At 66.5% G+C, this 24,575-nt stretch carries 16 protein-coding genes; 13 read left to right on the top strand and 3 right to left on the bottom strand.

Annotated elements, in window-relative coordinates:
* The first annotated feature begins 45 nt into the window (after positions 1 to 45).
* On the top strand, positions 46 to 1,977 hold the full coding sequence (locus FRC98_RS21445; protein ID WP_230467450.1) for a hypothetical protein: 1,932 nt from the start codon (positions 46 to 48) through the stop codon (positions 1,975 to 1,977).
* 51 nt (positions 1,978 to 2,028) lie between these two features.
* Positions 2,029 to 2,682: a uridine kinase gene (udk, locus tag FRC98_RS09105; RefSeq protein ID WP_146980982.1), complete on the top strand. Its 654-nt coding sequence runs from the start codon at positions 2,029 to 2,031 to the stop codon at positions 2,680 to 2,682.
* Between the two features lie 55 nt (positions 2,683 to 2,737).
* Here the strand turns inward: udk and FRC98_RS09100 are convergent, their stop codons facing one another.
* On the bottom strand, positions 2,738 to 4,165 hold the full coding sequence (locus FRC98_RS09100; RefSeq protein ID WP_146980981.1) for a serine/threonine-protein kinase: 1,428 nt from the start codon (positions 4,163 to 4,165) through the stop codon (positions 2,738 to 2,740).
* A 120-nt stretch (positions 4,166 to 4,285) separates the two neighbouring features.
* On the opposite strand from FRC98_RS09100, the gene FRC98_RS09095 reads away from it, so the two are divergent.
* Positions 4,286 to 6,040, top strand: a complete 1,755-nt coding sequence (locus FRC98_RS09095) for an N-6 DNA methylase (RefSeq protein ID WP_146980980.1) — start codon at positions 4,286 to 4,288, stop codon at positions 6,038 to 6,040.
* A gap of 9 nt (positions 6,041 to 6,049) precedes the next feature.
* Here FRC98_RS09095 and FRC98_RS09090 read toward each other — a convergent pair whose 3' ends face one another.
* Together FRC98_RS09090 and FRC98_RS09085 are read right to left on the bottom strand one after the other, a co-directional pair.
* The gene (locus FRC98_RS09090) at positions 6,050 to 6,247 is read right to left on the bottom strand and encodes a hypothetical protein (RefSeq protein ID WP_146980979.1); all 198 of its coding nucleotides are present in this window, start codon (positions 6,245 to 6,247) and stop codon (positions 6,050 to 6,052) included.
* A gap of 22 nt (positions 6,248 to 6,269) precedes the next feature.
* Positions 6,270 to 7,991: an asparagine synthase-related protein gene (locus FRC98_RS09085; RefSeq protein WP_230467449.1), complete on the bottom strand. Its 1,722-nt coding sequence runs from the start codon at positions 7,989 to 7,991 to the stop codon at positions 6,270 to 6,272.
* Positions 7,992 to 8,114: 123 nt separating this feature from the next.
* Here FRC98_RS09085 and FRC98_RS09080 point away from each other — a divergent pair, with 123 nt between their 5' ends.
* From FRC98_RS09080 to FRC98_RS09035, 10 genes are all read left to right on the top strand, one after another.
* Positions 8,115 to 8,318: a hypothetical protein gene (locus FRC98_RS09080; RefSeq protein ID WP_146980977.1), complete on the top strand. Its 204-nt coding sequence runs from the start codon at positions 8,115 to 8,117 to the stop codon at positions 8,316 to 8,318.
* 109 nt (positions 8,319 to 8,427) lie between these two features.
* Positions 8,428 to 9,777, top strand: a complete 1,350-nt coding sequence (locus FRC98_RS09075) for a cytochrome P450 (protein WP_146980976.1) — start codon at positions 8,428 to 8,430, stop codon at positions 9,775 to 9,777.
* A gap of 150 nt (positions 9,778 to 9,927) precedes the next feature.
* Positions 9,928 to 13,635: a chromosome segregation protein SMC gene (gene smc / locus FRC98_RS09070; protein WP_146980975.1), complete on the top strand. Its 3,708-nt coding sequence runs from the start codon at positions 9,928 to 9,930 to the stop codon at positions 13,633 to 13,635.
* A gap of 151 nt (positions 13,636 to 13,786) precedes the next feature.
* Positions 13,787 to 15,493, top strand: a complete 1,707-nt coding sequence (gene ftsY / locus FRC98_RS09065; RefSeq protein WP_146980974.1) for a signal recognition particle-docking protein FtsY — start codon at positions 13,787 to 13,789, stop codon at positions 15,491 to 15,493.
* 247 nt (positions 15,494 to 15,740) lie between these two features.
* Positions 15,741 to 16,475 (top strand): outer membrane beta-barrel domain-containing protein, encoded by a 735-nt coding sequence (locus tag FRC98_RS09060; protein WP_146980973.1) that lies wholly within the window; start codon positions 15,741 to 15,743, stop codon positions 16,473 to 16,475.
* A gap of 45 nt (positions 16,476 to 16,520) precedes the next feature.
* A complete protein-coding gene (locus tag FRC98_RS09055) occupies positions 16,521 to 17,276 on the top strand; it encodes an outer membrane beta-barrel domain-containing protein (RefSeq protein ID WP_146980972.1) in 756 nt (251 codons plus the stop codon).
* A gap of 102 nt (positions 17,277 to 17,378) precedes the next feature.
* A complete protein-coding gene (locus FRC98_RS09050; RefSeq protein WP_146980971.1) occupies positions 17,379 to 20,354 on the top strand; it encodes a tetratricopeptide repeat protein in 2,976 nt (991 codons plus the stop codon).
* Positions 20,351 to 22,171 carry a hypothetical protein gene (locus FRC98_RS09045; RefSeq protein ID WP_146980970.1) on the top strand — a complete coding sequence of 607 codons (1,821 nt, stop codon included), beginning with the start codon at positions 20,351 to 20,353 and terminating at the stop codon, positions 22,169 to 22,171. Before FRC98_RS09050 ends, FRC98_RS09045 begins: the two co-directional genes overlap by 4 nt.
* Positions 22,168 to 23,580 carry a DUF4350 domain-containing protein gene (locus FRC98_RS09040; RefSeq protein WP_146980969.1) on the top strand — a complete coding sequence of 471 codons (1,413 nt, stop codon included), beginning with the start codon at positions 22,168 to 22,170 and terminating at the stop codon, positions 23,578 to 23,580. The genes FRC98_RS09045 and FRC98_RS09040 overlap by 4 nt, the downstream gene beginning before the upstream one ends.
* On the top strand, positions 23,513 to 24,571 hold the full coding sequence (locus tag FRC98_RS09035) for an AAA family ATPase (protein WP_146980968.1): 1,059 nt from the start codon (positions 23,513 to 23,515) through the stop codon (positions 24,569 to 24,571). Before FRC98_RS09040 ends, FRC98_RS09035 begins: the two co-directional genes overlap by 68 nt.
* Positions 24,572 to 24,575 lie beyond the last annotated feature (4 nt).

The following is a 24,575-nucleotide window of genomic DNA, read 5'->3' as shown; positions in this document are numbered from 1 at the left end:
GCTCTGTTCGCCGGCCAGCAACCGGCCGGTGAGGCAGCGAGGAAGATGATGCGAGCGCACCTCTATACCGCGACGATTCTGGGTCTGGCGCTGGGCGCGTCGGGCTGTGATGTGGAGAGCAAGGTGCGCTCGCTGATGGACAAGGGCGAAGACCAGCGGGTGATCGCAGCCGAAGAGCGCCAGCAGACCACCGAGCTTCGCGAGACCGAGCCCAACGACAGCATCGCTCAGGCCACCTCGCTATCGCTGGGCGTGGATATGCGCCCGATCCACGGGGCGATTGAGCCCGCGGAAGACGTGGACTGGTTTGTGCTTGAGCCCCCGCAGGGGGAGAGCTGGCTGGTCGACTTAAGCGTGATTCCGAGCGGCGACGCGCTGGATGCGGCCATCTATGTGGAAGTGGAGGGGGAGGGGGATTTTCCCGAGCTGCTCTATCAGGTGGCCGGTCCTGGCGAGGTTGAGACGGTGCCGATGATCTCGGTGCCTGCTGAGGGGCGGCGCTTTTTTGTGAGCGGCGCCGACGGTAGCGCTGGTGAGTACCGCGTGGAGGTGAGCCGGCGTCTGAGTGCGGGCGCGGTGGAAGTTGAGCCCAACGATTTTGCTCATATCGCCTCTCCGCTCGCGGTGCCTGGCGAGGTGCAGGGGGTCTACGATCGACCCCAGGACCGCGACATCTTCTTTGTGAAGACCGATGATTTGGACCCGAGCAAGGTCTACACGCTCGAGGTCAGCTCGGTGGCCGGGATTTCCCAAACCCTGCGCATCTACGGGGCGCCCGAGCTGGAGGCGGCGCTCCTGGAGCTGACGGTCGCTGAAGATCGACCCGCGATCATTCCCAACATCGCGCTGGCCAGCGGCGCGCAGGGCCTGTGGTTTGTGCTCACCGCCGGCGAGGCCTACGACCGCCAGCGCGGCTATCGGCTGCGCGTGATCGAGCACCCGCCCGAGCCGGAGTTTGTGGTGGAGCGCGAGCCCAATGACAGCGCCGCGGGCGCGCAGAACGTGGACTTCGAGGAGGTCGTCCGCGCCTACCTGCACGCCCCCGGGGATGTGGACCGCTACCGTTTTGTGATCGAGGCGCCCGAGCACGACGAGGTTGAGTACGTGCTCGACGGGAGCTCGCCAGACGCCGGGGATGACGCGCCACAGGTTGAGGCCGATCCCTGGGCGGCGGTGCCCGAGAAGGAAGCGCCCGAGGTTGTGGCGCAGCTCACCCTCAACCCCCTTAAAGAAGATCATCGCCTGGCGCTGCGCTGGCTCCCCGATGTGGAGAGCGGTGAGCGGGAGTTTTCGATGGAGGCCGAAGAGCCCCGCGAGTCGCTGACGGTATGCAACCACGTGCTGGGTCCGGGCGCCTACGATGTGGAAGTGCGGGCGGCGGAGTCGAACTTCAGCCTGGTCAACCGCTCCTACGACTATGAGCTGCGGCTGCGCAATGTGGCGCAGACCCCGGGGCTGGAGATCGAGCCGAATGACGCCCCGGAGGAGGCCGACCGCCTTGTGCCCACCGCGGCGCGGGTGGGTTTTGTGTCGACCGAGGGCGACGTGGACTACTACGCGTTTCTGGTCGGACCGGCCGAGGTCGCGGCGGTGGCCGACGCCCCGGCTGAGAAACGTGAAGAGGGTGCGCGCAGCGATGATGACGCCGCCGGCGAGCAGCAGGTTGCGCCGGAGGCCACCGAGCCCGGTGCGATCGCTGAAGCGGATCCCGGGGCGGCCGCTCCTACAGCGGATCCACTCGGCTGGCAGCCGCCCGAGACCGAGTCGGTGCGCGTGCGCGTGAAGGCCAACCGGCTCAACCTGCGTTTTGAGCTGCTGGACGATGAGCGGGCGCGGGTCGCCCAGGTCAATCGTGCCGGTCCGGGGGCGGATGAGGAGTTAGCGATTGACTTGCCCCATGGGCTCTACTATCTGGCCGTCAGCGCAAGCGGAGGCTCATCCTGTGAGCCTTACGAGGTTACGGTGGAGCGGCCCTGAGCCTGTTTGCGCCTCCACCTTCAACGCGAGAAGCGGCAAACGAGGTCAGGCGTGAGCAGTACAAGTCCTATTTTAGTCGGAATTGCCGGGGGCACCGGTTCGGGAAAGACCACGGTGGTGCGCCGTATTCTGGAGGCGTTCGACGAGGACGTGATCTGCCTGGATATGGACTCGTATTACCGCGACTTGAGCGAGATGCCCAAAGAGGAGCGTCGCAAGTTCAACTTCGACCACCCCGACGCGTTTGACACAGAGCTCTTCATTCAGCATTTGCAGGATCTTTCGGCGGGCCGGGCGGTCAAAAAGCCCGTGTACAGCTTTGCCGAGTCGGTCCGCACCTCCGAGGTGGTGGAGGTGGAGCCGGCACCCATCGTGATCGTCGAGGGCATCCTGGTGCTCGCCGATGCGCGGGTGCGCGATCTTCTGGAGGTGAAGATCTTTGTCGACGCCGACGATGATATTCGCTTTATCCGTCGTCTGGAGCGCGATGTGGCCGAGCGCGGTCGCACCCTGGAGTCGGTGATCTCGCAGTACCAGCGCACGGTGCGCCCGATGCATTACAGCTTTGTGGAGCCGAGCAAGCGCTACGCCGACGTGATCATCCCGCGCGGCGGCAAGAATGATATCGCCATCAATATGGTGGTAGCCGACATCACCTCGAGGCTGACGCATATCAAGGTGCGCAATCAGCTCGATTTGATCTGAAGGAGGGTCGCCAGGGCAGGGGGCCCTGGCGATTGAATGGCGGTAATTGGTAATTTTAGAGGGGCAGGTGGCCGAGGGCGCCGAGGATCACGAGCGCGACAAGCGCGATGATCAGCGTGAGCGCCAGCGCGAACTTCAGGCCGGTGCCGCCCGATTGGGGGCGCTCGTAGGGGGAGACGAGCAGCTGCGAGCCGCTGGCGTCGGGGGTGGCGTCATCGGCCCAGGTCCAGACATCGTCGGGGGAGGTTGCGGGGGCCGGGGTCGGCTGCTGAGGCCGCGCGTTGTGGGGCGTTTCGAGATCGGTGTGGGGGGCGGGCGTGGGCTGGCGCGAGCTCGCGGCGATCGGTGTGGGGTGCTCTTTGCGGCGGGTCAGCACAATGACCTCATCGCGCGGCGCAGGCGGCTCGAGCACAGTGATGATCGATGAGGTCGAAGAACTCCCACCTCGGGTGATGCCCGGGGGAGGCGTTTCGACGGGCTGGCGGCGCATATCGCCAAAGGGGACGGCGTCTTCGGCGTGATTTTCCCCCGTGGACGCCGCTGCGGGTGTGGGTGTCGATGTGTGCTCGCGTCCGCCGCCCAGGGGCGCAAAGCCCGGCGCGCGCTGCGTGAGGTCGGGCTGTGCGAGCGCGTCGAGGAGCTCCGCGGCGTTTTGAAAGCGGTTCGCGCGGTCTTTCTCCAGCGCGCGCCGCACGACCGACTCCAGGCGAGTGTTTCGGAGCGCGGCGTTGGAGAAGACGGGGAGCGGCTCAAAGAGGTGCGCGCGCATCACCTTCACCGGGTTGGGATCGCTGAAAGGCGGGTGGCCGTTGAGCATCTCAAACAGAATGATGCCCAGCGCGTAGATGTCGGTCTGCGGATCAACTTCTTCGCCGGCGGCTTGTTCCGGCGACATGTAGGGAGGCGTACCGACGGTCGAGCCCGTCATGGTGAGCTGACGCGCGCCCGGCTCGGTGGGCGTCTCCAGGCCTCCCTGGGCCATCTTCGCGATGCCGAAGTCGAGGACTTTGACGAAGTTCGGATCGTCGCCGATCTGCGTGAGGAAGATGTTTTCGGGCTTGAGGTCGCGGTGGACGATGCCCTGGTCGTGGGCTTCCTGGAGGCTGCCCAGGGTCTGGCGAGCGATGTGCAGGACCCGGGGAAGATCGAGGGGGGCCGACTCCTGGAGGCAGTCCGCGAGGTCCTGGCCGCGGAGGAGCTCCATGACGATGAAGAAGAGATCGTCTTGCTGCCCGTAGTCGTGAACCGTGATCGTGTTGGGGTGCTGAAGACGGCTGGCCAGGCGGGCCTCGCGGCGGAAACGCTCGACGACATCATCGACCGACGCGAAGCGCGGCGGAAGGATTTTGATGGCGACGTCTCGGTCGACATTGAGCTGACGGGCGCGGTAAACCATGCCGAAGCCGCCCTCGCCGATGGCTTCGGTGAGCTCGTAGCGGTCGGCCAGGCGAGTGCCCGGTGTCGAGAGGGAGAGCGTCGTCATAGTGTGTGATGCCGGAGGAGTTCGGGAGGCCGGAGCACAGGGGCCGAAGCTGCCAATAATGCCGTTAACATGCTCTCTAGCAGCATAGGAAAGGGAAGAGTGTCGAGGCAAGGAAGAGCCGTGAAAGGGGAGAAAAAAGTCGAGGGGTTGGGGGCCCGGTTGGGGTCTGAGTTGCTGTGTGCGGCGCTGGCCTCGGCGGTGCGTGATGCGGCGGCACGGTGGGGCTGCGCGCTGGAAGAGGTTGGGGAGGCGATCGCCGATGTGGTGGAGGGAGACGTAGCGTCGATGATTGGCGCGGTGATGGGGGCGGCGGCCGAGGGGCGTAAAGGGGAGGTTCAAGATCGGGAGAAAGGTGGGGCGTGGGACGGGTATCTCAGCGATGAGGCGCGGCGGGCCCATGGCGTTCATTTTACGCCGGATGCGGTGGCGCAGCGCCTGGTGGGACTGCTGGATGATCTTGCGACGCCCGGGCCGATCGTCGATCCGGCCTGTGGCGCCGGCGCCTTATTGCTGGCCGCCGACAGGCGCTGGCCCCGGCGGGCGCTGGTAGGGGTGGAGCGTGATCCGCTGCTGGCGATGGTCGCCGCATTGCGACTTCTGGACGCGCGCCGCGGGCGCGAACATGCCGGGGTGCGCATCGTTGTGGGTGATGGCCTGGCCCCTTTGCCCGATGCACTGGATGGGCGCGTGGCTGCGGTGGTGATGAACCCGCCCTACGTCCCGGAGAAAGGGCACGGGGAGGCGCTTGCCGCGGTGCTGCGCGCGCATCCGCGATTTGAAGATGTGCGCGGCACGCGCGCCGATCTTCTCTATTACTTCCTGGCGCGCTCGGTGGAGATGCTGGCACCCGCCGGGCAGGCCGCCTGGCTGACGCCGCCGCACTGGCTTCGGGCCGACGGCGCGTGCCGGCTGCGTGCCTGGTTGCTAAAGCGCGGGGCGATGGAGCGTTTTGCGTGGTGCGAGGCCCGGGGCGTCTTTGATGCGACGCCGGGTCAGGAGGTGCTGCTCAGCGCGTTTCGCCGTGGTGAGGCGCTGCGCGAGCCACGCTGGCGTGCGGAGGTTATTTTGGACGGTACCCAGGGCGATGCGTCTGCAGGCTGGCAAAAGGTACAGCCCCAGAGCCTCGGTGAGGCTCGCTGGAGCCCGCGCGCCGACGCGAAGGTGCTGGGGTGGGGCGCTCGCCGAAAACGCCAGGGGCGGCCCCTCGGTGAGCTGGTGCGTGATTTTCAGGGGGTTGTCAGCGGTGCGGATCGGGTGACGCGGCGTCACGAGCGCAACTTTGGAGGTGAGTATGGCTGGGAGGTGGGCGCGCCGATCTTTTTAAGTGAGAGCGCGCATCCTCCCGAGCGGTGGGAGCCGCTTTTGCCCTATGTGCGGCCGGTGCTGCGATCCGGGAGGTTGGAGGCGGGGCGGACCTATGAGACCGAGGTGGCGCACGCCTGGATGCTCTACCTCGATGGGGAGGTCGACGCGGCGCATCTTCCGGCGGTTGAGGCGGTGTTGGGGCCTTACCGGCCTATCCTTGAGGCGCGACGCGAGGTGCGTTTGGGAAAGATGCCCTGGTATCGGCTGCACTGGCCGCGCGATGCGCGGGCGATGCGCACGCCGAAGTTGGTGGTGCCGCGACGCGCAAAACATCCCTGCTTTGCGCTGGACTTAAGCGGCGCGGTGGTCTCCAGCGACTGCACCTTTCTGGTCGCACCGGATCATGTGCAGGACACACGGCGCTACCTGCGGGCGTTGATGGCGGAGCTCAACAGCGAAGAGACCGAGCGCTACCTGCGGGTCTTTGGCAAACGAAAGGGGGAGCTGCTGGAGTTTTACAGCTCCCCGCTTCGCGAGCTGCCCGTGGTGGGCTGGCCTGCTGTTGAATGAGCGCTGTCATCAGCCCGGGTAAGGCATGTCCAGATCGACCCCGCCGGTGGCATCGACACCTTTGGAGGTTGCGCCCCGAATCAAGGCTTTGAGTGAGCCCAGGGGCTCGACACGCGGGGGCTGATAGGTTGAGGCGCAGGTGGCGTCGGTGCGCGGTGTTGAGGGCGCACGGCGATCGAAGCGATGGCCAGGTTGCGGCGTACACATAGGAACCTCCAACAGAGAAGCATCAGGTGACATCGGCTGCGGCCCACCGGCTCTGGTTCTGGAGCCAGAGTTCGGCTGCAAGGGTTCGCCAGATCTCCCAGGAGCCGCGCCAGGGTGGTCCTGAGAGGGGGCGCGCCAGGTAGTCGGCAAGGGCTTTCTGGAAGATGGCTTCATGGATCACTCGGTGTCTGGCGAGCTGCGAGTGGGTCATCAGACGCAGCGCGCGGTTGAGCTCCTTATCGGCCAGCCCGCGCTCGACGAGCGCGTCGAAACTTCCGAGCTTTGGACGCCGCCTGACCTCCGAGGGTAAGTGCCGACCGAGGCGACGCAGCGGCGCTTTCTGGCGTCCCCCCTCAACCAGCTCGGCAGGGGATAGTTCTAAAGATAAGTCCCAGACCTCGGCATCAAGGAAAGGAGTCAGAAGGCGCAGGTTGGCCTGACGGGCGATGCGGGCCAGGCTGCGCATGATCAGCTCCCAGTTCCAGGTGTGCTGGCGCGCGGCGCGAAAGCGCGCAAAGCGCCTGGAGGCGGGCTCAATGCCGGCTGGCGAGGCGTATGGCGGGCACAGAAGCCAGGGGGGCGTCGGGGCGGGGGCCGGCCGCAGGTGCTCGCGGGCCGCACGCAGGCCCAGGCGTTGCAGCGCGGCGCCGAGCGCGGGGGCGCTCAAGCGACTCAGCCCCAGGTGGCGGGCCGCGGCCAGAAGATCGCGCGGCGCAAGGTGCTCAAAGCGATCGTCGAGCCAGACCCGGGGCGGGATCCACAGGGCGTCGTCGGCGCCGTGACCTGTGACCAGGGTCAGGAGGGGTTCGTTGAGCCGGGATCGAAGCTGAGAGAGGGCATCGGAGAACCACCCGAGGTCGGGGTGGGCATGCGGCCCCCAGCCGGCCGCGCTCAGGTGTTGGGCCGGAAGTCGAAGAGGCCAGCGGGTCTCAATGGGCAGGGGCTCCCAGCGCGCACCCATCGCCTCGGCCAGCGCCCGGGCGCGCCGGCGCTCGCCAGGATCAAGGTCCAGCGTCAGCGTGCGGGTCTTTGCCGGATGGGGGCTCAACCCCAGGAGCGTGGCCGAGTCCAGCCCACCGCTGAGCGCAAGCCAGCTGCCCGGCTCATCCAGCGCGAGCGCACCGCGCTCCAGGTGCGCGCGCAGCCTGTGGGCCACCTCGGCGCGGCGCTGCGGCGTCGGCCGGGATGTGGACCCTACGCCCGGGCGCGCACGCCACCAGCTTTGCAAGGTGAGGGTGGTGTGGGCCCCGAGATACGCGACTTCTCCGGGGCGCAATCGCTCCACGTTCAGCGCAAAGTCGGCGCGGTCGTTGGCCTGTCCGCCGGCCAGAAAGTCGCCGATCCGCAAAAGATTCAAGCCGTCGGCGCCGCTCAGCACGCTCATGAGGTCGGGATCGGTGCTGGCGGCAAAGTCCGGCGCGCAGCGGTGTTGCCAGGGTATGCGTCCGAAGCGATCGCGCCACCAGCCCTGCGCGCTGTGGCCCTCTCGCCAGAAGATCCCGCTGTGCACCCCGGGGATTCGGCTCAGCGCCAGTCCCTCACCGCGTCCATAAGCGTCGAGAAGCCCTTCCCAGTCGGCCGACATCGCCCCGGGCTCACCGATAACCAGCGCGCGCCAGCAGCCGGCGACCACCAGCCGATGCTCCCAGAGCGGGGAGGGGCGCATCCAGATTCCGGTGGCGATCGCTTCGGCGTCACCGGGGAGTGCAGCGCGGCAGCCCGGGCCGAGATAAAGGTCTGTCAAAGCTGGCTCCGTGGTGGGCGGTGTCGTGATTACGTTTAAAGGTAGTCTCAGGGATGACATCTTCATGCGGGCGACGCGGACCACTCGATGTCCGGCGTCAACACGTGTGCACACGGAGCGTGTATGCAGGGGGAGAAGACGGCGCTTCAGCCGCAGCCACAGCTGGCCGCGCTGGGGTTGATGATCTTTTTGATCGGGGCCCTGGCCCTGTCGTTATGGCCGGCACCCGCGCCGGCGAGCGCTGTGTCGCAGCCGCCTGCGCAGAGCGCGACGGGCGCTGCTGATGGAGAGCGGGCCTCGGTCGAGGCGATGTTTCGAGCGCGTTGAATAGACCGGGGCGGGGCTTGACCGGAGCGAGTGCTGTGCGAATCTTGACCCACGTTTTGATCACCTTTCCGTGGGCCTGTGATGCTCGCGCTGCAGACAGGATGTTGCCATGTCCTCTCCTCCCGATAGCCCCGGCCCTGAGGTTCCCGGCCCCAGCGGGCTGACGATGGCCATGACCTTGCGGGACTTCGCCCGCGGGCCGATCCCGATGATCGAAGGCTTGCAGGCGCGCTTTGGCGACGTCTCGCGTTTTCGATTCGCCGGCAGCACGATGTGGCAGTTCGGCGACCCGCAGCTCATCGAGGAGGTGATGCTGCGCAAGGCCGGCGAGTTTGTGAAAGATAAGATCACCCACGAGCTCGACGATCTGGTCGGCCAGGGTTTGCTCACCAGCGAGGGCGAGCTATGGCGCCGGCAACGCAAACTCGCTGCGCCCACGCTGCAGCGGCGCCATATTCAGGCCTATGCCGAGGCGATGGTGCGTTTCACCCGCGCCATGACGGCAGAGTGGGGCGAACAAAGCGACCGCGCGTTTCATCACGACAGCATGGAGTTGACGCTGCGTATTGTGGTCAAGACCCTCTTCAACCTGGAGATGGCCCACGAGATCGACCGCATCGGCCGGGCGATTGAAGACGGCATGGACGCGTTTCATGAGCGCGTTCATACGATGTGGCGTTTCATCAAAGATTATGTCGATCCGCCGCTGCAGCCGGTGCACAACCGGGCGGTGGAGACGCTGGATGACGTCATCGGAGAGTTGATCCGCGAGCGTCAGCGCGACCAGAGTCCGGGCGATGATCTCTTGTTGCGCTTGATTCAGGCGCGCGACGATGAGGGCCACGCCATGAGCGATCGCCAGCTTCGCGACGAGGCGCTCACGATCTTTCTGGCAGGCCACGAGACCACCGCGCTGGCGATCACGTACGCGCTCTACCTCCTGGCCAACCACCCGGGCGCGCAACAACGCGTTCACGATGAGCTCGATCTTCGGGGCGGCGATCTCGGCGCCAACGCTGCCAACGATCTGCCCTACCTTAAAGCCGTCGCTCAGGAGGCGCTGCGTCTCTACCCGCCGGCCTGGATCGTGGGGCGCGAGGCGCTCGTCGACGTCGAGGTCGGGCCCTGGCGCGTCGAGAAGGGCGACCAGGTCATCATTCCCACCTTTGTGGTGCATCGAAACGAGCGGTTTTTTGAAGATCCTCTGCGTTTTGCGCCCTCGCGCTGGCTCGACGGGCTGGAGAAGCGCCTGCCGCGCTTTGCGTACTTCCCCTTCGGCGGCGGGCCGCGGGTCTGTATCGGCAATCATTTTGCGATGATGGAGCTTGTTCTCGTGCTCGCGACGATCCTTGGCGAGTATCGCGTCGAAGATCTTTCGGAGTCGGCGGTGGAGCTTGACCCCTCGGTGACCCTTCGACCGAAGGGGGAGGTGCCGCTCCGATTTGTGCGTCGCGCGTAAGTGTCTGATTTTGCGTGTGAATCTGGCGTTACGTTCCGGCGTGTTGCGGCGGTTGAACCGGACGCCGACTTGGGGTTAACGTGCGCCCCCTCTGGCGCGCTTAATGGAAGCGCGCGGAGCGCGCACCTACCCTGGGGTTGAGCCGCCGGCATGAAGCTACGTCGAATTGAGATTGTGGGGTTTAAGTCGTTTCGCGATCGCGTCACCGTCGATATCAGCGACGGAATGACCTGCATCGTCGGGCCCAACGGCTGCGGCAAGAGCAACGTCGTCGACGCCATCAAGTGGGCGATGGGCGATATGTCGCCCAAGAGCCTGCGCGGCGACTCGATGCAGGATGTGATCTTTGCCGGCACCGAGAAGCACCGGCCCGGGGGGCTGGCCGAGGTCACCCTGGTGTTTGAGAACACCGCCCGGGTGCAAGAGGCTGCCGACGAGGAGCAGGTCGACGCCAGTGGCGCCGATCTCAGCGAGGCTGCGGTAGAAGACGCTGAATCGCCGGAGGAGGTGCAAGAGGCCCCGGAGGACGACGCCCCCCTGCAGGGCGCGCTGGCCGTCGATGTTGAAGAAGCGGATGAAGACGCGAAAGATAAGAGCGCCGCGCCCGGCTGGATCACCGGCGACGGCCTGCCGCGCGAACTTCGTCATGTGGCCGAGATCGCCATCACGCGCCGGCTGCACCGCAGCGGTGAGAGCGAGTACCTGATCAACAAGATCCCCTGCCGGCTGATGGACATTCAGAACCTGCTGGCAGGCACCGGCCTGGGCAAGCAGGGCTACTCGATCATCGAGCAGGGGCAGATTGGCTTTATCGTCAACGCCAAGCCGCAGCAGCGCCGCCTGATCATTGAGGAGGCCAGCGGCATCACCCGATACAAAGGCCAGCGCGACCGGGCCGAGCGCAAACTTGAGCGCACCGAGCTCAACCTGCAGCGTACCCGCGATGTGCTCGACGAGATCACCAAGCAGCTCGGCACGCTGGAGCGCCAGGCCAAAAAGGCCGAGGAGCATCAGCGCTTTAGCGAGGAGCTGCGCGCGCTGGAGATCGCGCTTCTGCTCGACAAGCGCCGCGACGCCATGGCCCGAGCTACAGACTCCCGGCGCCAGCTCGGCGAGGCGAAGCGCACCCAACATCAGTCCAAAGTCGACTTTGAGGCCGGCGAAGAGCAGCTGCGCGTGGCCCGCGTCGACGCGCACCAGGCTGAGCGGCGCCACGCCGATCTGACCGAGTCTTTCTACAAGCTCGACACTCGCCTCAACCTGACGCGCTCGCAGCTGGAGCACGCCACCGACGCCATCTCCCAGGCCGAAGAGCGCGCGCTGACCCTGGCCGATGAGAAGCGCAGCCAGGAAGAGCGGCGCGAGCACCTCAAAGTTGAGCTGCTGCGCGTTGAAGAAGAGCTTGAAGCCTTTGTGATGCAGCCCGAGGACGACGACGAGGCGGTGCTGCGGGTGCAGGAGGAGCTGGAGCGACTTCGGGAGGATCGCGACGGGCTTTCGTCGCAGCGAGACCAGGCGCTCAAAGATCTCAACGAGGCGCAAAGCGATGCGAATCGCGTCAGCGACCGTCTGCAATGGGTCGGGCAGCAGCTCAGTGAGATGGACGCGCGCGCGCAGACCACCCGCCAGGGGCTGGGCGCGGCGCGCGAGGACGTTGAGGATCTGACGCGCGCGCTCAGCCGTCTGACCATGGACCACGCCCGGGTGGCCGAGGAGGTCGAGCAGCTCAAACGCAAGAGCGGCGACGCCCAGGCTCGCCACGCCGAGGCCCGCGAAGCGCTCAAAGAAGCCGAAGATGAGGCCCGCGAGGTCGCAAGCCAGCTGGCGGTCACCCGCGCCCGCGTCGAAAGTCTCGAGGAGATGCGCGAGCGCGGCGAGGGCTATCAGGAGGGCGTGCGCCGCGTGCTCACCTGGGCCAAAGAGGAGGGTCGCGACGATGTGCTTGGCCCGGCCGGCGACTTTCTGGCCGTTCCCGAGGGCAAAGAAGCCGCCTACGCGGCGTATCTGGGGGATCGCCTGGGCGACATCGTCGTGAAGACGCGCCAGGCGGCCTTCGACGCCCTGGCGATGCTCGCCAGCGCCGATGTGGGGCGAGTGGGCTGTTTTGTGCTCCCCACGCCCGACGCCGATCCGCGCCAGGCGCTCTCCGGCTGGCTCGAAGGGCTGGAGATTGTCGATGAGCTCGCCCTTGCCCCTCAAAACACGGACGCGGGCAACACGCGCGCCTGGGCAACCCCCCGGGGCGACATTCTCTTTGCCGACGGCCGGGTCGTCGGCGGGGGGGTTGGCGAGCAGACCGAGACGCTGCTCAAGCAGGCTCGCGATCTTGAAGCCGGCAAATCTTCACTGGCCGAGCTGATCGTCGCCGATGAGGAAGCTCAAGAATCACTTGAGGTCGCTCAAGAAGACCTCGTCATCGCTGAAGATGAGGTCGAGTCGGTGCGCGAAGCCCTGCAGGAGGCCGTGCACCGCGCGCGCGGGCTGATGCAGGAGCGCGACAATGAGGAGCGTGAGCGCCAGCGCGCCACTGCGCGTGTGGAGAAGTTGCAGGCGGAGCTCGAAGAGCACGAAGAGCTCCACCAGGGACTTCAAGCAGAACGTGAGGTTTTGGCCGGACGCCAGCAAGAACACGCCGGGGCGCTTCCCGGTATGGAGAAGGCGTTGCGCGAGCTGATGCAGCAGCTCAATGAGGTCAACGCGCGGGTCGAGGCGCGCAACGCCGAGCTCACCGACGAGAAGGTGCGCGTGGCCCAGGTGCGCGAACGCCGCCGCCACCTCGAAGAGAGCGCCGCTCGTCTGCGCGGCGCCATCGGCCACTCCGAGGGGCAGATCGCGCGCTTTGCCCGCGAGATCGAAGAGCAGGGCGAACGCGCCCGCGACGCCACCATGCGCGTGGAAGAGCTCAAAAAGGAGCTGGCGGAGGTCGAGCGCGATCACGGCATCCACCGCGACGACGTCAAAAAGGCTAAAGAAACACTTGAGGTCGTGGCGCAGGCCGTGCAGGAGCAGGAGCTCAGGGTGCGCGCGCTGCGTAAGGCCCTCGATGAGGCTCAGGAGGCGCTCCAGGCCCTGGAGGTCGCCACCCGCGAGGCCGAGCTCGCCATGGAGCACATCGACGAGCAGCTCGCCGAACGCTTCGAGCTCACCCTGGCTGAGGCTCAGCCCCTGGTGCGCGATATTGCGCTGGGACCGGAGGAGCGTAAGTCGCGCGCGGAGTTTTTGCGTAAGCGCATCGAGCGGCTCGGGCCGGTCAACCCGCTGGCCATCGAGGAGTTTGCGGAAACGCAGGAGCGCCACCGCTTCCAGGCCGAGCAGCAGGCCGACCTGGAGCGCTCTGTGGCAGATCTTCGCGACGTCATCGCGCGCATGGATAACGAGAGTCGCAAGCGATTCAAGGAGACCTTTGAGGCGGTCAACGCGAAGTTCCAGGAGGTCTTTCCGCGCCTCTTCCGAGGAGGTCGCGCCAGCCTCGTGCTCACCGATCCGGCGAATATGCTGGAGACCGGTGTGGACATTGAGGTGCAGCCCCCGGGTAAGAAACTTCAGAACGTGACCTTGCTCTCCGGTGGTGAGAAGGCGCTGACGGCGGTGAGCCTGATCTTCTCGATCTTCATGCTCAAGCCCACGCCCTTCTCGGTGCTTGATGAGGTCGACGCGCCGCTCGATGAGGCCAACGTCGGCCGCTTTGCGGAGATGGTGCGCGATTTGAGCACCACCAGCCAGATGATCGTGATCACCCACAACCGCCGCACGATGGAGGCCCCGCAGATGCTCTACGGGGTGACCATGGAAGACGCGGGGGTCTCCAAGATCGTCTCAGTGCGTCTCTCGGAGGTCGACGAGCAGATGGCTTCCTGAGGGCATATCCGCCGGGCGCGCCCGGTTGACGCAGGGCGCATCGGCGGGGCAAAAGGGGCCGGTACGATCAAACGCGCCGTCTGAACCGACCTTTTGCGAGCTTGTGCGGCGGGCAGACAGGCCAGGATCAACTCTAAGCATGGATGGACGGATGAGTGAGACGCTTTTGAGCAGCGCGACAACCTTGACGTTGATTGGGCAGGCCGCCGAGGTGGAGCCGGTCAGCTGGCTTCCGATTGTGCTGGTGGCCGTGGTGCTGATCGCGGTGGTGGCGCTGCTGCTCTTTTTGCGAAAAGGCGGCGAAAAACCCGGCGATCGGCCCCGCGCCGAGCCTCGGGACCGCAGTCAGGCGCCGACGGCCGATCTTCTCGAAGATCGCGATGAGGTCGATGCTCCGGTGGAGATCCACGAGGGGATGACCCTTGCCGAGATCAAGCGCGCGAAGCGCGCGCGGGTCAAGGGCGAGGGCGCGCGTCGTGAGACGGCGGCCGAGGCCACCGAGCGCTCGGCGCGTGATCATGCGGAGGCCAAAGCGTCGGCCGAAGAGCCTTCCGAAGAGGTGAGCGAAGCGCCGGCGGAGGAGCCTGCTGAAGAGGTGAGCGAAGCGCCGGCGGAGGAGCCTTCCGAAGAGGTGAACGAAGCGCCGGCCGAAGAGGCGTTGAAGAAAGCGTCCACCGGACTTCCGCGCCCCAAAGCGAAGTTGCCCGAGATCGAAGCGCCGGAAGAGGGCGCCGGGCTTGGCGAAGAGAGCTCCATCTCGCTGCCCAAGCCCCGGCCGCAGGCCGAGCGCGCGAAGAGTGGCGCCGGCACCCTGCCGAAGCCCAAACTTCCCAAACCCGCCGCGAAGCCCGCGCCAAAACCCGAAGCTGAAGCTGAGGAGACCGCGTCCGATGTGGCGACCGAGGTTGAGGCGCCGGCGGTACAACCCACTGAGCTTGATAAGCCCTCGGCACCCGAGCCCGCGTCGCTTCGCGACGGTCTGCAGAAGACCCGCACCGGCTTTGTCGACCGCCTGGGCAAACTCTTCAGCGCCGAGACCATCCCCGACGACCTCATCGACGAAGTCGAAGAGATCCTCTTTACGGCTGATATCGGCGCGAAGATCGCCCAGCGTATCATCGACACCGTCGAAGATGAGCTCTCCGGCGATGAGAAGCGCGATCCTTCCGCAATCTGGGGCAAGATCCGCGCGTACTGCGAAGATATTCTCAGCAAGCATGAGGGGGCCATCGACTTCGATGCGCACAAACCCTTTGTGATGCTGGTCATCGGCGTCAACGGCGTGGGCAAGACCACCACGATTGGCAAGATTGCCAGCAAGCTCAAGCGCGAGGGCAAGAGCGTGATGCTGGTCGCCGGCGACACCTTCCGCGCCGCGGCAGTCGAGCAGCTCGATGTGTGGGCCAAACGCACCAACATCCCCATCCACCGCGGTGAGGATAACGCCGACCCGGCGTCGGTGATTTACGCCGGCATCGAAAAGGGCATCGCCGAGGGCGCCGACGTCATCATCTGCGACACCGCCGGGCGCCTGCACACCAAGGTCAACCTGCTCGACGAGCTCGGCAAGATCGGGCGCGTCACCGGCAAGGCGCTCGAAGGCGCGCCGCATGAGACGATCCTGGTGCTCGACGCCAACACCGGCCAGAACGCCATTCAGCAGGCCTCGATGTTTAAAGAAGCCTGCGACATCACCGGTGTGGTGCTCACCAAGCTCGACGGCACGGCCAAGGGCGGCGTGATTCTGGGCATCTGCGATGAGCTCGACGCGCCGGTGCGCTACATCGGCATCGGGGAGGGCGTCGAAGACCTGCGCGCCTTCAACTCCGGCGAGTTTGTCGAGGCGCTCTTTATGTGATCGCCGGCTGCGGCCCGGTGTGCGTCTTTTTACAAGTGCACGCCGGGCGCAGCGCGCAACGTCCACAGCGGCGTTGCGCGCCCGGCGAACCCCCACACGGGGCAGAGGGGCTCTTGCCGCTCTAAAAATCCCTGTGATATACCTCGCCGCAGCGAATCGAAGGTAAACCCACGCGGGGATCACACCCCGGTCGAGCTGTAGAGGGCCGCTGGCGCGATGCGCTCGAGCCCCAGCCTCTGGAAGGACCATGCCGCACCGAAGTTTCGCCGCTCGCCATCTGCTCGCGTTGGCTGCCCTGGGCAGCGCCACCGTCTTGAGTGCCTCTGTCAGCGCTCAGGAGACCGTGCAGGAGTTCTCTGACACCATTCACGTCATCCAGCGCCGGCCGGTGCTGCAGAAGCAACGTGTGGATCTGACGCCGCGATTCGGGGTCAACGTCAACGACGCCATCTACCGGAACTTCCGCGTCGGGGCGAACCTCAACTACCACTTCAGCGAGCGCTTCTACGCCGGGGCGATCTTTGACTGGTACGATTTTGGCGAAGTGCTTGGCGGTCCGACCCAGAGCTTCCGCGACGTGGATACGGAGGCGCGGGCGAGCACCGATGCTGCCTACCTGAACTGGGCGGGCGGCGCCGAGTTGGGCTTTGCTCCGCTGGTCGGAAAGTTCGCGCTCTTTAACCGCGGGCTCTTCTTCTACGATGTGTCGGTCTCGGCCGGGGTGCTCTTTGCGAACTCCGCGTCGATCGCGCGTCCTTCGGGCCAGAGCGGCCTGGCGGGCACCGCGGCGCTGAGCACCCGGGTGTTTTTGAACGACTGGATGGCGCTGAACCTGGAGGTTCGCGACACCATCTACAACGCCCAGCTGCGCGGGCTGCCCGATGGCGCGCTGACCCACTCGGTGTCGGTCGGCGCCGGGGTGAGCCTGTATGTGCCCACCGCCTTTGAATACTCCGATAGCGAAGAGCCCGCGCAGCGCTGATGCGTATGTGTGTTGCGAAATGACGCCTGTCTGGTTGAGAAGCTCATGATGAAGTCGAATCGACGCTGGCCCCTGGTCTTCGCCCTTGCCCTGTGCGCGTTTTACCTGCCGCACGCTCCTGCTGAAGCTGCCGAGGGCGATGAGATCGCCGCGATTGACAGCGGCCCGATCGTGCGCCGCCAGCTCTTGCACCGCTCCGCGCGCCTGGAATTGCAGCCGATGGCCACGTTCAGCATGAACGATGCCTACGTGCGCAACGTGATGGCCGGAGTCAGCGGGACCTACTACTTGAATAACGTCTTCGGGCTGGGCGCCTCGTTTCAGTACGGCGCGATGCACCCGGCGACCAACCTGCGCGAGAACCTTGAGGCCACACTTGCCGACAATGGCGAGCTCGCTCGGCTTGATTCGCTGAGTTACTCCTACCTGGGGTGGGCCGCGGACGTGGGCTTTACCTACGTGCCGATCTTCGGAAAGTTCTCGGTGATGAACTCGCTCTTCTCGCATTACGACCTGCACCTCTTCGGCGGCATGGTCATTGTCAATGAAGGCGTCGAGGGCAGCTCGGAAGGCGTGATCGTCGATGACGGTATCGCCGGCACCCGCCCGGGTGGCTACTTTGGCGGCGGTCTTCGTTTCTTCATGAGCGATATGCTCGCGCTCAACGTTCAGGTTCGTAACTACCTCTACAATCGCGCCGAGATCAGCAGCGGCAACGCCAACCCGCAGCTCTCAAACACCGTGATGCTCTCGGTGGGCCTGGGGATCTTCCTCCCGGGCGAGGTTAAGATCTCGCGCTGAAGGGTTCTTGCCCGTTGAGGGCGGCCCGGACGCGTCAGCGCCATGGATTTCCTGCACCGAGCAAAAAAAGCCCTCGACCGTGGAGACGCGGTTCGAGGGCTTGTGCAATTGGTCGAGGGGTTGCGCCGCAACCCGGAGCGCGACGACGCGCTCGATCTTCTGCTCTACGTTTACACCCGCCAGATCGAACATCCCGGGGTGGAGTCCGATGTGCTGCGCGCGCTGGAGGGGAATCCGGCGCGCGGCGAGCTGCTGGGGCTTCTGGAGGCGGAGCTGCACGCGCGTGAGAAGGTCTCGATGGCCCGTGCGCTGGTGCAGCTTGCGCGTGAGCAGGGCGTGGCGGTGGTGCCCCCGCAGGAGGAGACTCCGGACGATGAGGCGCCAGACGAGGAGCTACAGGAGCGGAGCGACGCGGACATCCCAGGCGATGACGATGAAGGCGTCGAGGTTGGCGCGTCAGCGGCGGCTGATGAGGTGGGCGGAACTGACGCGCTTGCAGAGGAGAGCTCGGGGGCGGTCGGAGCGCCGGAGGTTGGCGCCAAGCGCGATGATCCGGTGGCTGTGCAACGTGCCCGGGTGATGCGCCGCGAGGTCGGGCTGCCGACGACCGATGAGATCGAGCGTCGGCACCCACGCCGCCCGAAGAAGCGGCGCGCCGCGCTGGTGGGTGTGCTGCTGATCGTGATCCTGGTTGCGGGGATGAGCGCCTGGGCAGGGTGGGATCATGCCCGGCGCGCGCGGCTTATCACCGCGCTCGATACGGAGCTCGTTCGCCTGAATCACCTCGATGGTGGGGCACTTGATGAAGTGCTGGCCCAGGCGCGTCGCTCTGACCGTCAGAGCCCGGAAGTTGTGGAGCGCGAGGCATTTGCCCGCGCGCTGCGCGCGATGGAATCGATGGAGGATCCGGTGGAGCGCGAGGCGTTGCGCGATCTTCTGGGCGATGAGGTGCTCACCGAGTGGGGGATGGCGGCGCGCTCCCTGCTGGCCAGCGCATCGGAGCAGTGGGAGGAGGCCACCGAGTACGCGGTGCTCGCCGAGCGCACGCACCCGGGCCGCCTGGCGACGCTTTATGCCCGCGGCAGGCTCTGTGAGGCGCGCGGGCAGTGGAGCTGCGCGCAGGGCGCTTACCAGCGGGTGCTCGGGCAGCATGAGGACTTTGAGGCCGCGCGCACCGCGATGATGCGGCTGGCGGCGCATCGCTACGATCGCGAGCTCTGGGAGCATCATCGCGCCGAGCTCTCCGGCGAGCATTGCTACACGACGCTGAGGTGGGTGGATCCTTTTGGGGAGGTCGCGGAGGCGCCTTCGGGTGGCGATGCTTCGGCCGGGGAGAAGGTTGAGGCGCCGGGCATCGACGAGCGTTTTTGCAGGGCGTTTGAGGCGCTGGCAACGGCGGTGGAGGCCAGGCAGCAGGGTGGGGCGTGGGAGGCGTCGCTGGTCGAGGCGGGGGTGGGGCGTGCGCCGGCGTTGGCCGTCGCCCAGGTGGTCGCGGGGCTTGCCAGCGCGGAAGATTACGATCCGGAGGCGGCGCGCGACTACTTCGCAGGCGCCCTGGCCGATCCGGGACTTCGGCCGGCGTTCTACCGACAGGTGCAGATTGTCGGGCCGGAGGCGCTGGTCGCGGTGGGAAGACCGGATCTTGCGCTGGCTTTAACCGTGGCCGTCGAAGAGAGCGCCGCGCTGCTCACCGATACCGAGGATACCGATGCGCAGACGCGCGCCGCGGCGATCGCACGCCGGGAGGCGGCGCGTCCGGCCCATCTGATTTCGCCCCCCGAGCGTCGCGGTGAGCTTGAGGCCCGCGCGCTCCTTGCGCGCGCTCGGGTGCTTCGGGAGATGGGAGCGACTGAGCACGCCGTGCACGCCCTGGAGGCGTTGCTCGGGGTTGAGGGGTGGGCCGATCGCGCCCGTCTGGAGCTTGCCCGCGTGCATGTGGTGGGAGGGCGTCAGCGCGCCGCGAGGTTGGTCGCCGGGCAGATTAAGGACGCCGAACTTCAAGGTCGAGCCCGCGCTGCACTTGCGTTGGCCACCGGTGATTTTAATCAGGTCGTCGAACACCGCACCGGAGCGTCCCATTGGGATGATCGCCGCAGCCGTGCGCTGGGCTATCTGGCGTTGAAGCGGGGGCGCGACGCCGCGGCTGCCCTGGACGGTCAGCTGGCCCTGGAGCCTACACGTCTTCGGGTCTACTCCCGGCTGGGGGAGCTCCCGGAGAGCTTTGAGGCGACCATGGAGCGCTGGAATCAAGTCGACCCGCGTGGCGTTTCGCATCTGGTGGATCTGGGCGCGGCGGCCTTCTGGCGCCGCGACCTGGAGCTGGCCAGCGATTATTTTGAGCGCGCGCACGCCATCGCTCCTGACCACCCGGAGGTCAACTGGCACCTGGGATTGATCGCCCGCCTCGATGATGCCACGGCGCGCGCACGTGGATACTTTCGCAAATCCTGGCGAGGCGATGAGAATGACGCTTCGCTGCTCATTGAGCTTGGGAGAGTTCACCTGGATTTTGAACGCTACGAGATGGCCCGCGAGGCGTTTTTGCTGGCGGTGCTCCGCGATCGTCGCAGCGTGACCGCTGTGGCCGGGCTGGGCCGTGCCTACGAGCTGGGCGATCCGGCGCGTGGACGGCGCGATCTTCGGCAGCTCTTGCGCGATTACTCCAGCTCGCCGACGTATGCGCCGGCGGTGGCCGAGATGAACAAGTGGCTCGCGATCCTGCACGGCGCACGCCGGGGCGATGAGGCTGCCGCACCTTTTCTCGCGCGCGCTCGTCAGGAGGTCGGCGATCGCGCCGACGTGCTCGTCGAGCTGGGTCGTTACCATCTGGCGCGCGAGGAAGCGTCGCTGGCGCGGGAGCATTTCGCGCTGGCCCTGCAGAAGAACCCCACGTTGCCGGCCCCGCACTGGGGGCTTGCGCGACTGGCGCTGGCCGACGGGGATCGGGAGCGCGCCGAAGATCATCTCGAGCGCCTGGAGGCGCTGGGCGCCCGCGCCCCCTGGCCGCAACGTGCCGAAGCACTGCGCGACGAATTTGCGCTCGCCGGGATCAGCGATGGTTCGGAGGATCGTGAGTGAGAACCGTGCTCAAGGCGCTGGCATCACTCATCTTCTGCCTCATCGCTCTCGGTGAGGGTGGGCTGAACTTTCTCCCGGCTGCGGCCGCCTACGAGGTGCGCGTTCTGGGCAGCGCGGAGCTCGAGCTGGAGGCCGTGGGCGCCGGCACCAACCTCAATGTGCGCGGGTTGCTCGTCGATGATCTGGGCCGGGGGTTGGCCCAGCGCCGAGTGGATCTTCTGGTCGAGAATGAGCAACGCGCCACGATCAATCAGGCGCGTGTGTACACCGACTTTCAGGGGCGATTTAGCTGGTCGAGCGACGAGGTGCCCGGAAGCTACGTGGTCACGGCCAGTTTCGCAGGCTCGGAGCATCTGCCGGCATCGCAGGCTTCGGCGAGCGTGCGTCTGGTCGCGGAGCCGGTTGCGCTGGAGGTGCAGGTGCCCTCGTTTGTGCACGGGGAGGCGGAGGTTCCCGCGCGTTTTCAAGCCAGCAGCGCCGGTCAGGGCGTGTCGACTTTTGTCTCGGTGTACCGCGCCGGGGAACCGGTGGCCGCGGCTCAGCTCGACACCTATGGGCGTACCACGCTCGACCTGCAGCCTTTTGTGGAGCAGGGCGACAACGCCTTTGAGTTCGTGATCGAGGGCACCGCCTACCGCGAGGCGGTGCGGGTCTCCCAGAACGTGCGTCGCGGCGATCGGGTCGAGGTTAGCGGGCAGGTTGAGCGGGTCTTTCTGCGGATGCGTCGCGGCTGGGAGGTGCGCCTGCAGGTCGAGGATGAGCGGGGCGGGGTGCCCGATCTGGACGTCATCTGGCGGGTGAGCCGGGAGGGCGAGGAGCCGGTCAAGGTGGAGGGGAGGACCGACGCCGGCGGCGGCGCGAGCACTTTTGTGGAGAGCCCACCGGGGGCTCAGGGCGTCTACGCGGTGGAAGCCCGGGTTGAGCCACCGGCCGGTGTGGCGCTTGTGTGGTCCGGAGAGCGCTGGGAGGTTAAGGAGGCGCCACAGGAGAAGGCGCTGCGTATGGCGGCGATGGTGGCGGTGGTGCTTGCGCTTTTGTGGGTGGGGCGTGGTGTGGCGCGGCGGGCCCTGGTGGTGGTGCGGGCGTGGTGGGGCCGGGTGCTGGCCAGGCGCTCCAGAGCACGGGCGACCGAAGATGCGATGGCCCGCGATGTGGCGCGGGGTCACGAAGAGCTTGAGTTCGAAGAGGTTCGGGAAGCGCCGGATGAGAGCGCTGAGGTCGCCTCGACGCTTGTGGTGGAACTCTGGGATCGGTGGCGCGATCGGGCCATTGCGGGCGCCACGCTGAGGGTGGAAGGGGCCGACGGGACCATCGAAGACGCCCGGGAGCTGGGCGAGGGCGCGTATGCGCTCTCGGTCTCCGGCGCCGTCGGTCTCACACTGCGCGCCACCGCGCCGGGGTTTGTCGAGGCACGCGCCACGCTGGAGCGCGCGCGCTCCGGACGCCTGCGTTTGAAGATGAGTCCGGTGCCGCTGAAGATCCGCGAGCTCTACCGCTGGCTTGTTCAACGCGCCCATGGCGAGGACCTGTGGGGGAGCCTCACACCGGCGCAGATCGCACAGGCGCTCGCGCACCAGGATGCGTCGACGACCGATACCGCCCTCGACTGGTATGCGCGGCTGGAGCGCTGGACGCAGCTCCGCGCCGAAGATCGACCCGCCGAGCTTTTGCGACTTCTGACGGCGGCGGTCGAAGAGACGAACTTCAGCGGTCACGACTACGATGTGGCGCTCTGGCATCGCGTGCGTGAGATCGTCATGGAGTTGGATCGACTGGTGGCCACCGAGCCCGGCGCGCTGCAGAAGGAGGGCCCATGAGCGCTTCTGTTCTGCATCGTCACGGGGCTGCGCTGGCCGTGCTTCTGCTTGCCCTGAGCGTGAGCACGCCGACGGCTCTGGCGCAGGACTATGAGCCAACCTCAACCGACTGGCAGGGGCTCTCCCGCTTTGTGGCGCTGGCCAGCGCGCAGGGCGCCGAGCTGCGCGCCACCGAGACGCTCGACTGGGAGGAGGTGACATCCGACGACGTCATCGTCGTGGTTTACCCGCAGGATGCGCTCACGCCGGAGTCCTTTGCCTCATTCGTAGTCGATGGCGGTCGTCTGCTGCTCGCTGACGACTTCGGCGGGGGCGCGGCGCTGATGGAGCGACTCTCCTTGCGGCGAGTGGAACCGAGGGTCGGAGCGCTCCCGCATCGGCGTTTTGTTGATGGCCAGTCCGACTGGCCGCGCCACAGTGCCCGGGGGCGACACCCGCTGCTTGAAGGGGTCAGCGAGGTCGTCTCCAACGTGCCGGCGGTCTTGCTCAATGAGGGCGGCCCCGTCCTGAGCTTTGATGAGGGTGGGGGGCTGGTCTACGATATGACCCTGGGTGAGGGGCGGGCGATTGTGCTCTCCGACCCCAGCGTGCTGATCAACAGTATGTTGACCATCGCCGACAACGCGCGCCTGGCTTCCAACGCCATCGATTACCTCTGCGAGCCCGCCGGTGAGAGCTGCCGGGTCTGGTTGGTGCATGGCGCGTTTGAGCAGCAGGGCCGTTATCAGGCCCCCGGCGCCAACGCGCTCACCGGTGACGATCTCGTCTCGAAGGTCGATGCGTTTAACGAGCGGGTGCGCGAGGTCCTCGATGAGCTGGCGAAGACCGAGCTGCTCTACTTTCTGGGGCTCTTGCTGGCGCTGGGAAGCGCGGCCTACCTGGCGACGGTGCTCCCCTGGCAGCGATCGCGCCGGCTCAGTGAGTTTGTGCAGCGCGAGCGTAGTGAGCTCGCGCCGCCGCAGACAGAATTTGATTGGAACGTGGCGCGTTTCTCCCGCGGCCGACGCGGGATCAATTACGCGCTTCCGGTCGCGATCCTCAAAGAGGTCTTTGAGGAGATCTTTTTAGACGACCTGGGGCTCTGGCCCTCAACAAGCAAGCAGCGCCCACCGATCGCCGAGTTGGCGCGACGTTTTGAGCAGAAGCACTGCACGCGTCTGGCCGCCCCCGAACGCGAGCGCCGGCGAGCGTACGTTCTGGAGCTTCTGAGCCACCTTGCGGCCGCGCCGACCCGCCATCGGGTCTTTTTAGAGAATGACGCCAACTACAGCGCCCGCGATCTGGCGCGACTTCATCGACAGGCCCATGAGATCTTAGGCTGGATGGGCAAAGAGGCCGACTATGAGCGACGCACCCGCCAACACCGCAGCTCCCGCCACCAGCGCCCCCCGGGCGGAGACCTCCGCTGAGGGGTCGAACCTCCCGCGGGTTCAGACCCCGGACGGGGCGGCGGCTTCCATCGCAGAGGAGCGACTCAAGGAGGTCCGCGCCATCTGTGAGGCGATGCGCCAGCAGGTCAGTGCGACCTTCATCGGCGCGCCGGAGGTGGTCGATGCGCTGCTCGTCGCGCTCTTTGCCCGCGGTCATATTTTGCTTGAGGGCGTCCCCGGGGTGGCCAAAACCACCCTTTGCCGGGCCTTCGCGCGCACGATCGACGCGACCTTCCGACGCGTGCAGTTCACCCCGGATCTGCTCCCCTCAGACATTACCGGGACGTATGTGCCCAACCTGAGCACGAACGCCTTTGATCTGCGCCGCGGGCCGGTCTTTACCAACGTGCTCCTGGGCGATGAGATCAACCGCGCGCCGGCCAAGACCCAGTCGGCAATGCTCGAGGCGATGCAGGAGCGTCAGGTCACCATCGAGGGCGTCACCCACATGCTGCCCTCACCCTTTGTGGTGCTTGCCACCCAGAACCCCATTGAGCAGGAGGGGGTCTATATGTTGCCGGAGGCGCAGCTGGACCGCTTTCTGCTAAAACTGACCATCGGCTACCCCAGCGCCGACCAGGAGCTGGAGGTGCTCAAGACCCATCGCCAGAGCAGGGCGCCGGTCGAGGCGGTGATCAGCGCCGAGCAGGCCGAGGCGATCATCGGTCTGGTCGAGCAGGTCCATATCAGCCATGAGTTGATGCGCTACATCCTGGGGATCGTGCGCCAGACCCGCACCGATACCCGCGCCCTTCTGGGGGCGTCGCCACGTGCCTCCCTGGCGCTACTGAAGGCCTCCCAGGCGCGCGCGTTGATTCGCGGCAGGGGGTATGTGCTCCCGGATGATATCCAGGCCATGGCGGTGGCTGTGTTGGCGCATCGCATCGTGCTTCACCCCGACGCCGAGCTCGATGGCACCCGGGGCCAGGACCTTGTGGAGAGCGCGCTGAAAGCCGTGCGCTACGGATGAGCCG

The organism is Lujinxingia vulgaris (assembly GCF_007997015.1).
In the GTDB taxonomy this organism is placed as follows: domain Bacteria; phylum Myxococcota_A; class Bradymonadia; order Bradymonadales; family Bradymonadaceae; genus Lujinxingia; species Lujinxingia vulgaris.
The sequence above is the reverse complement of the archived record's forward strand: the minus strand, read 5'-3'. Positions and strand labels throughout refer to the sequence as shown.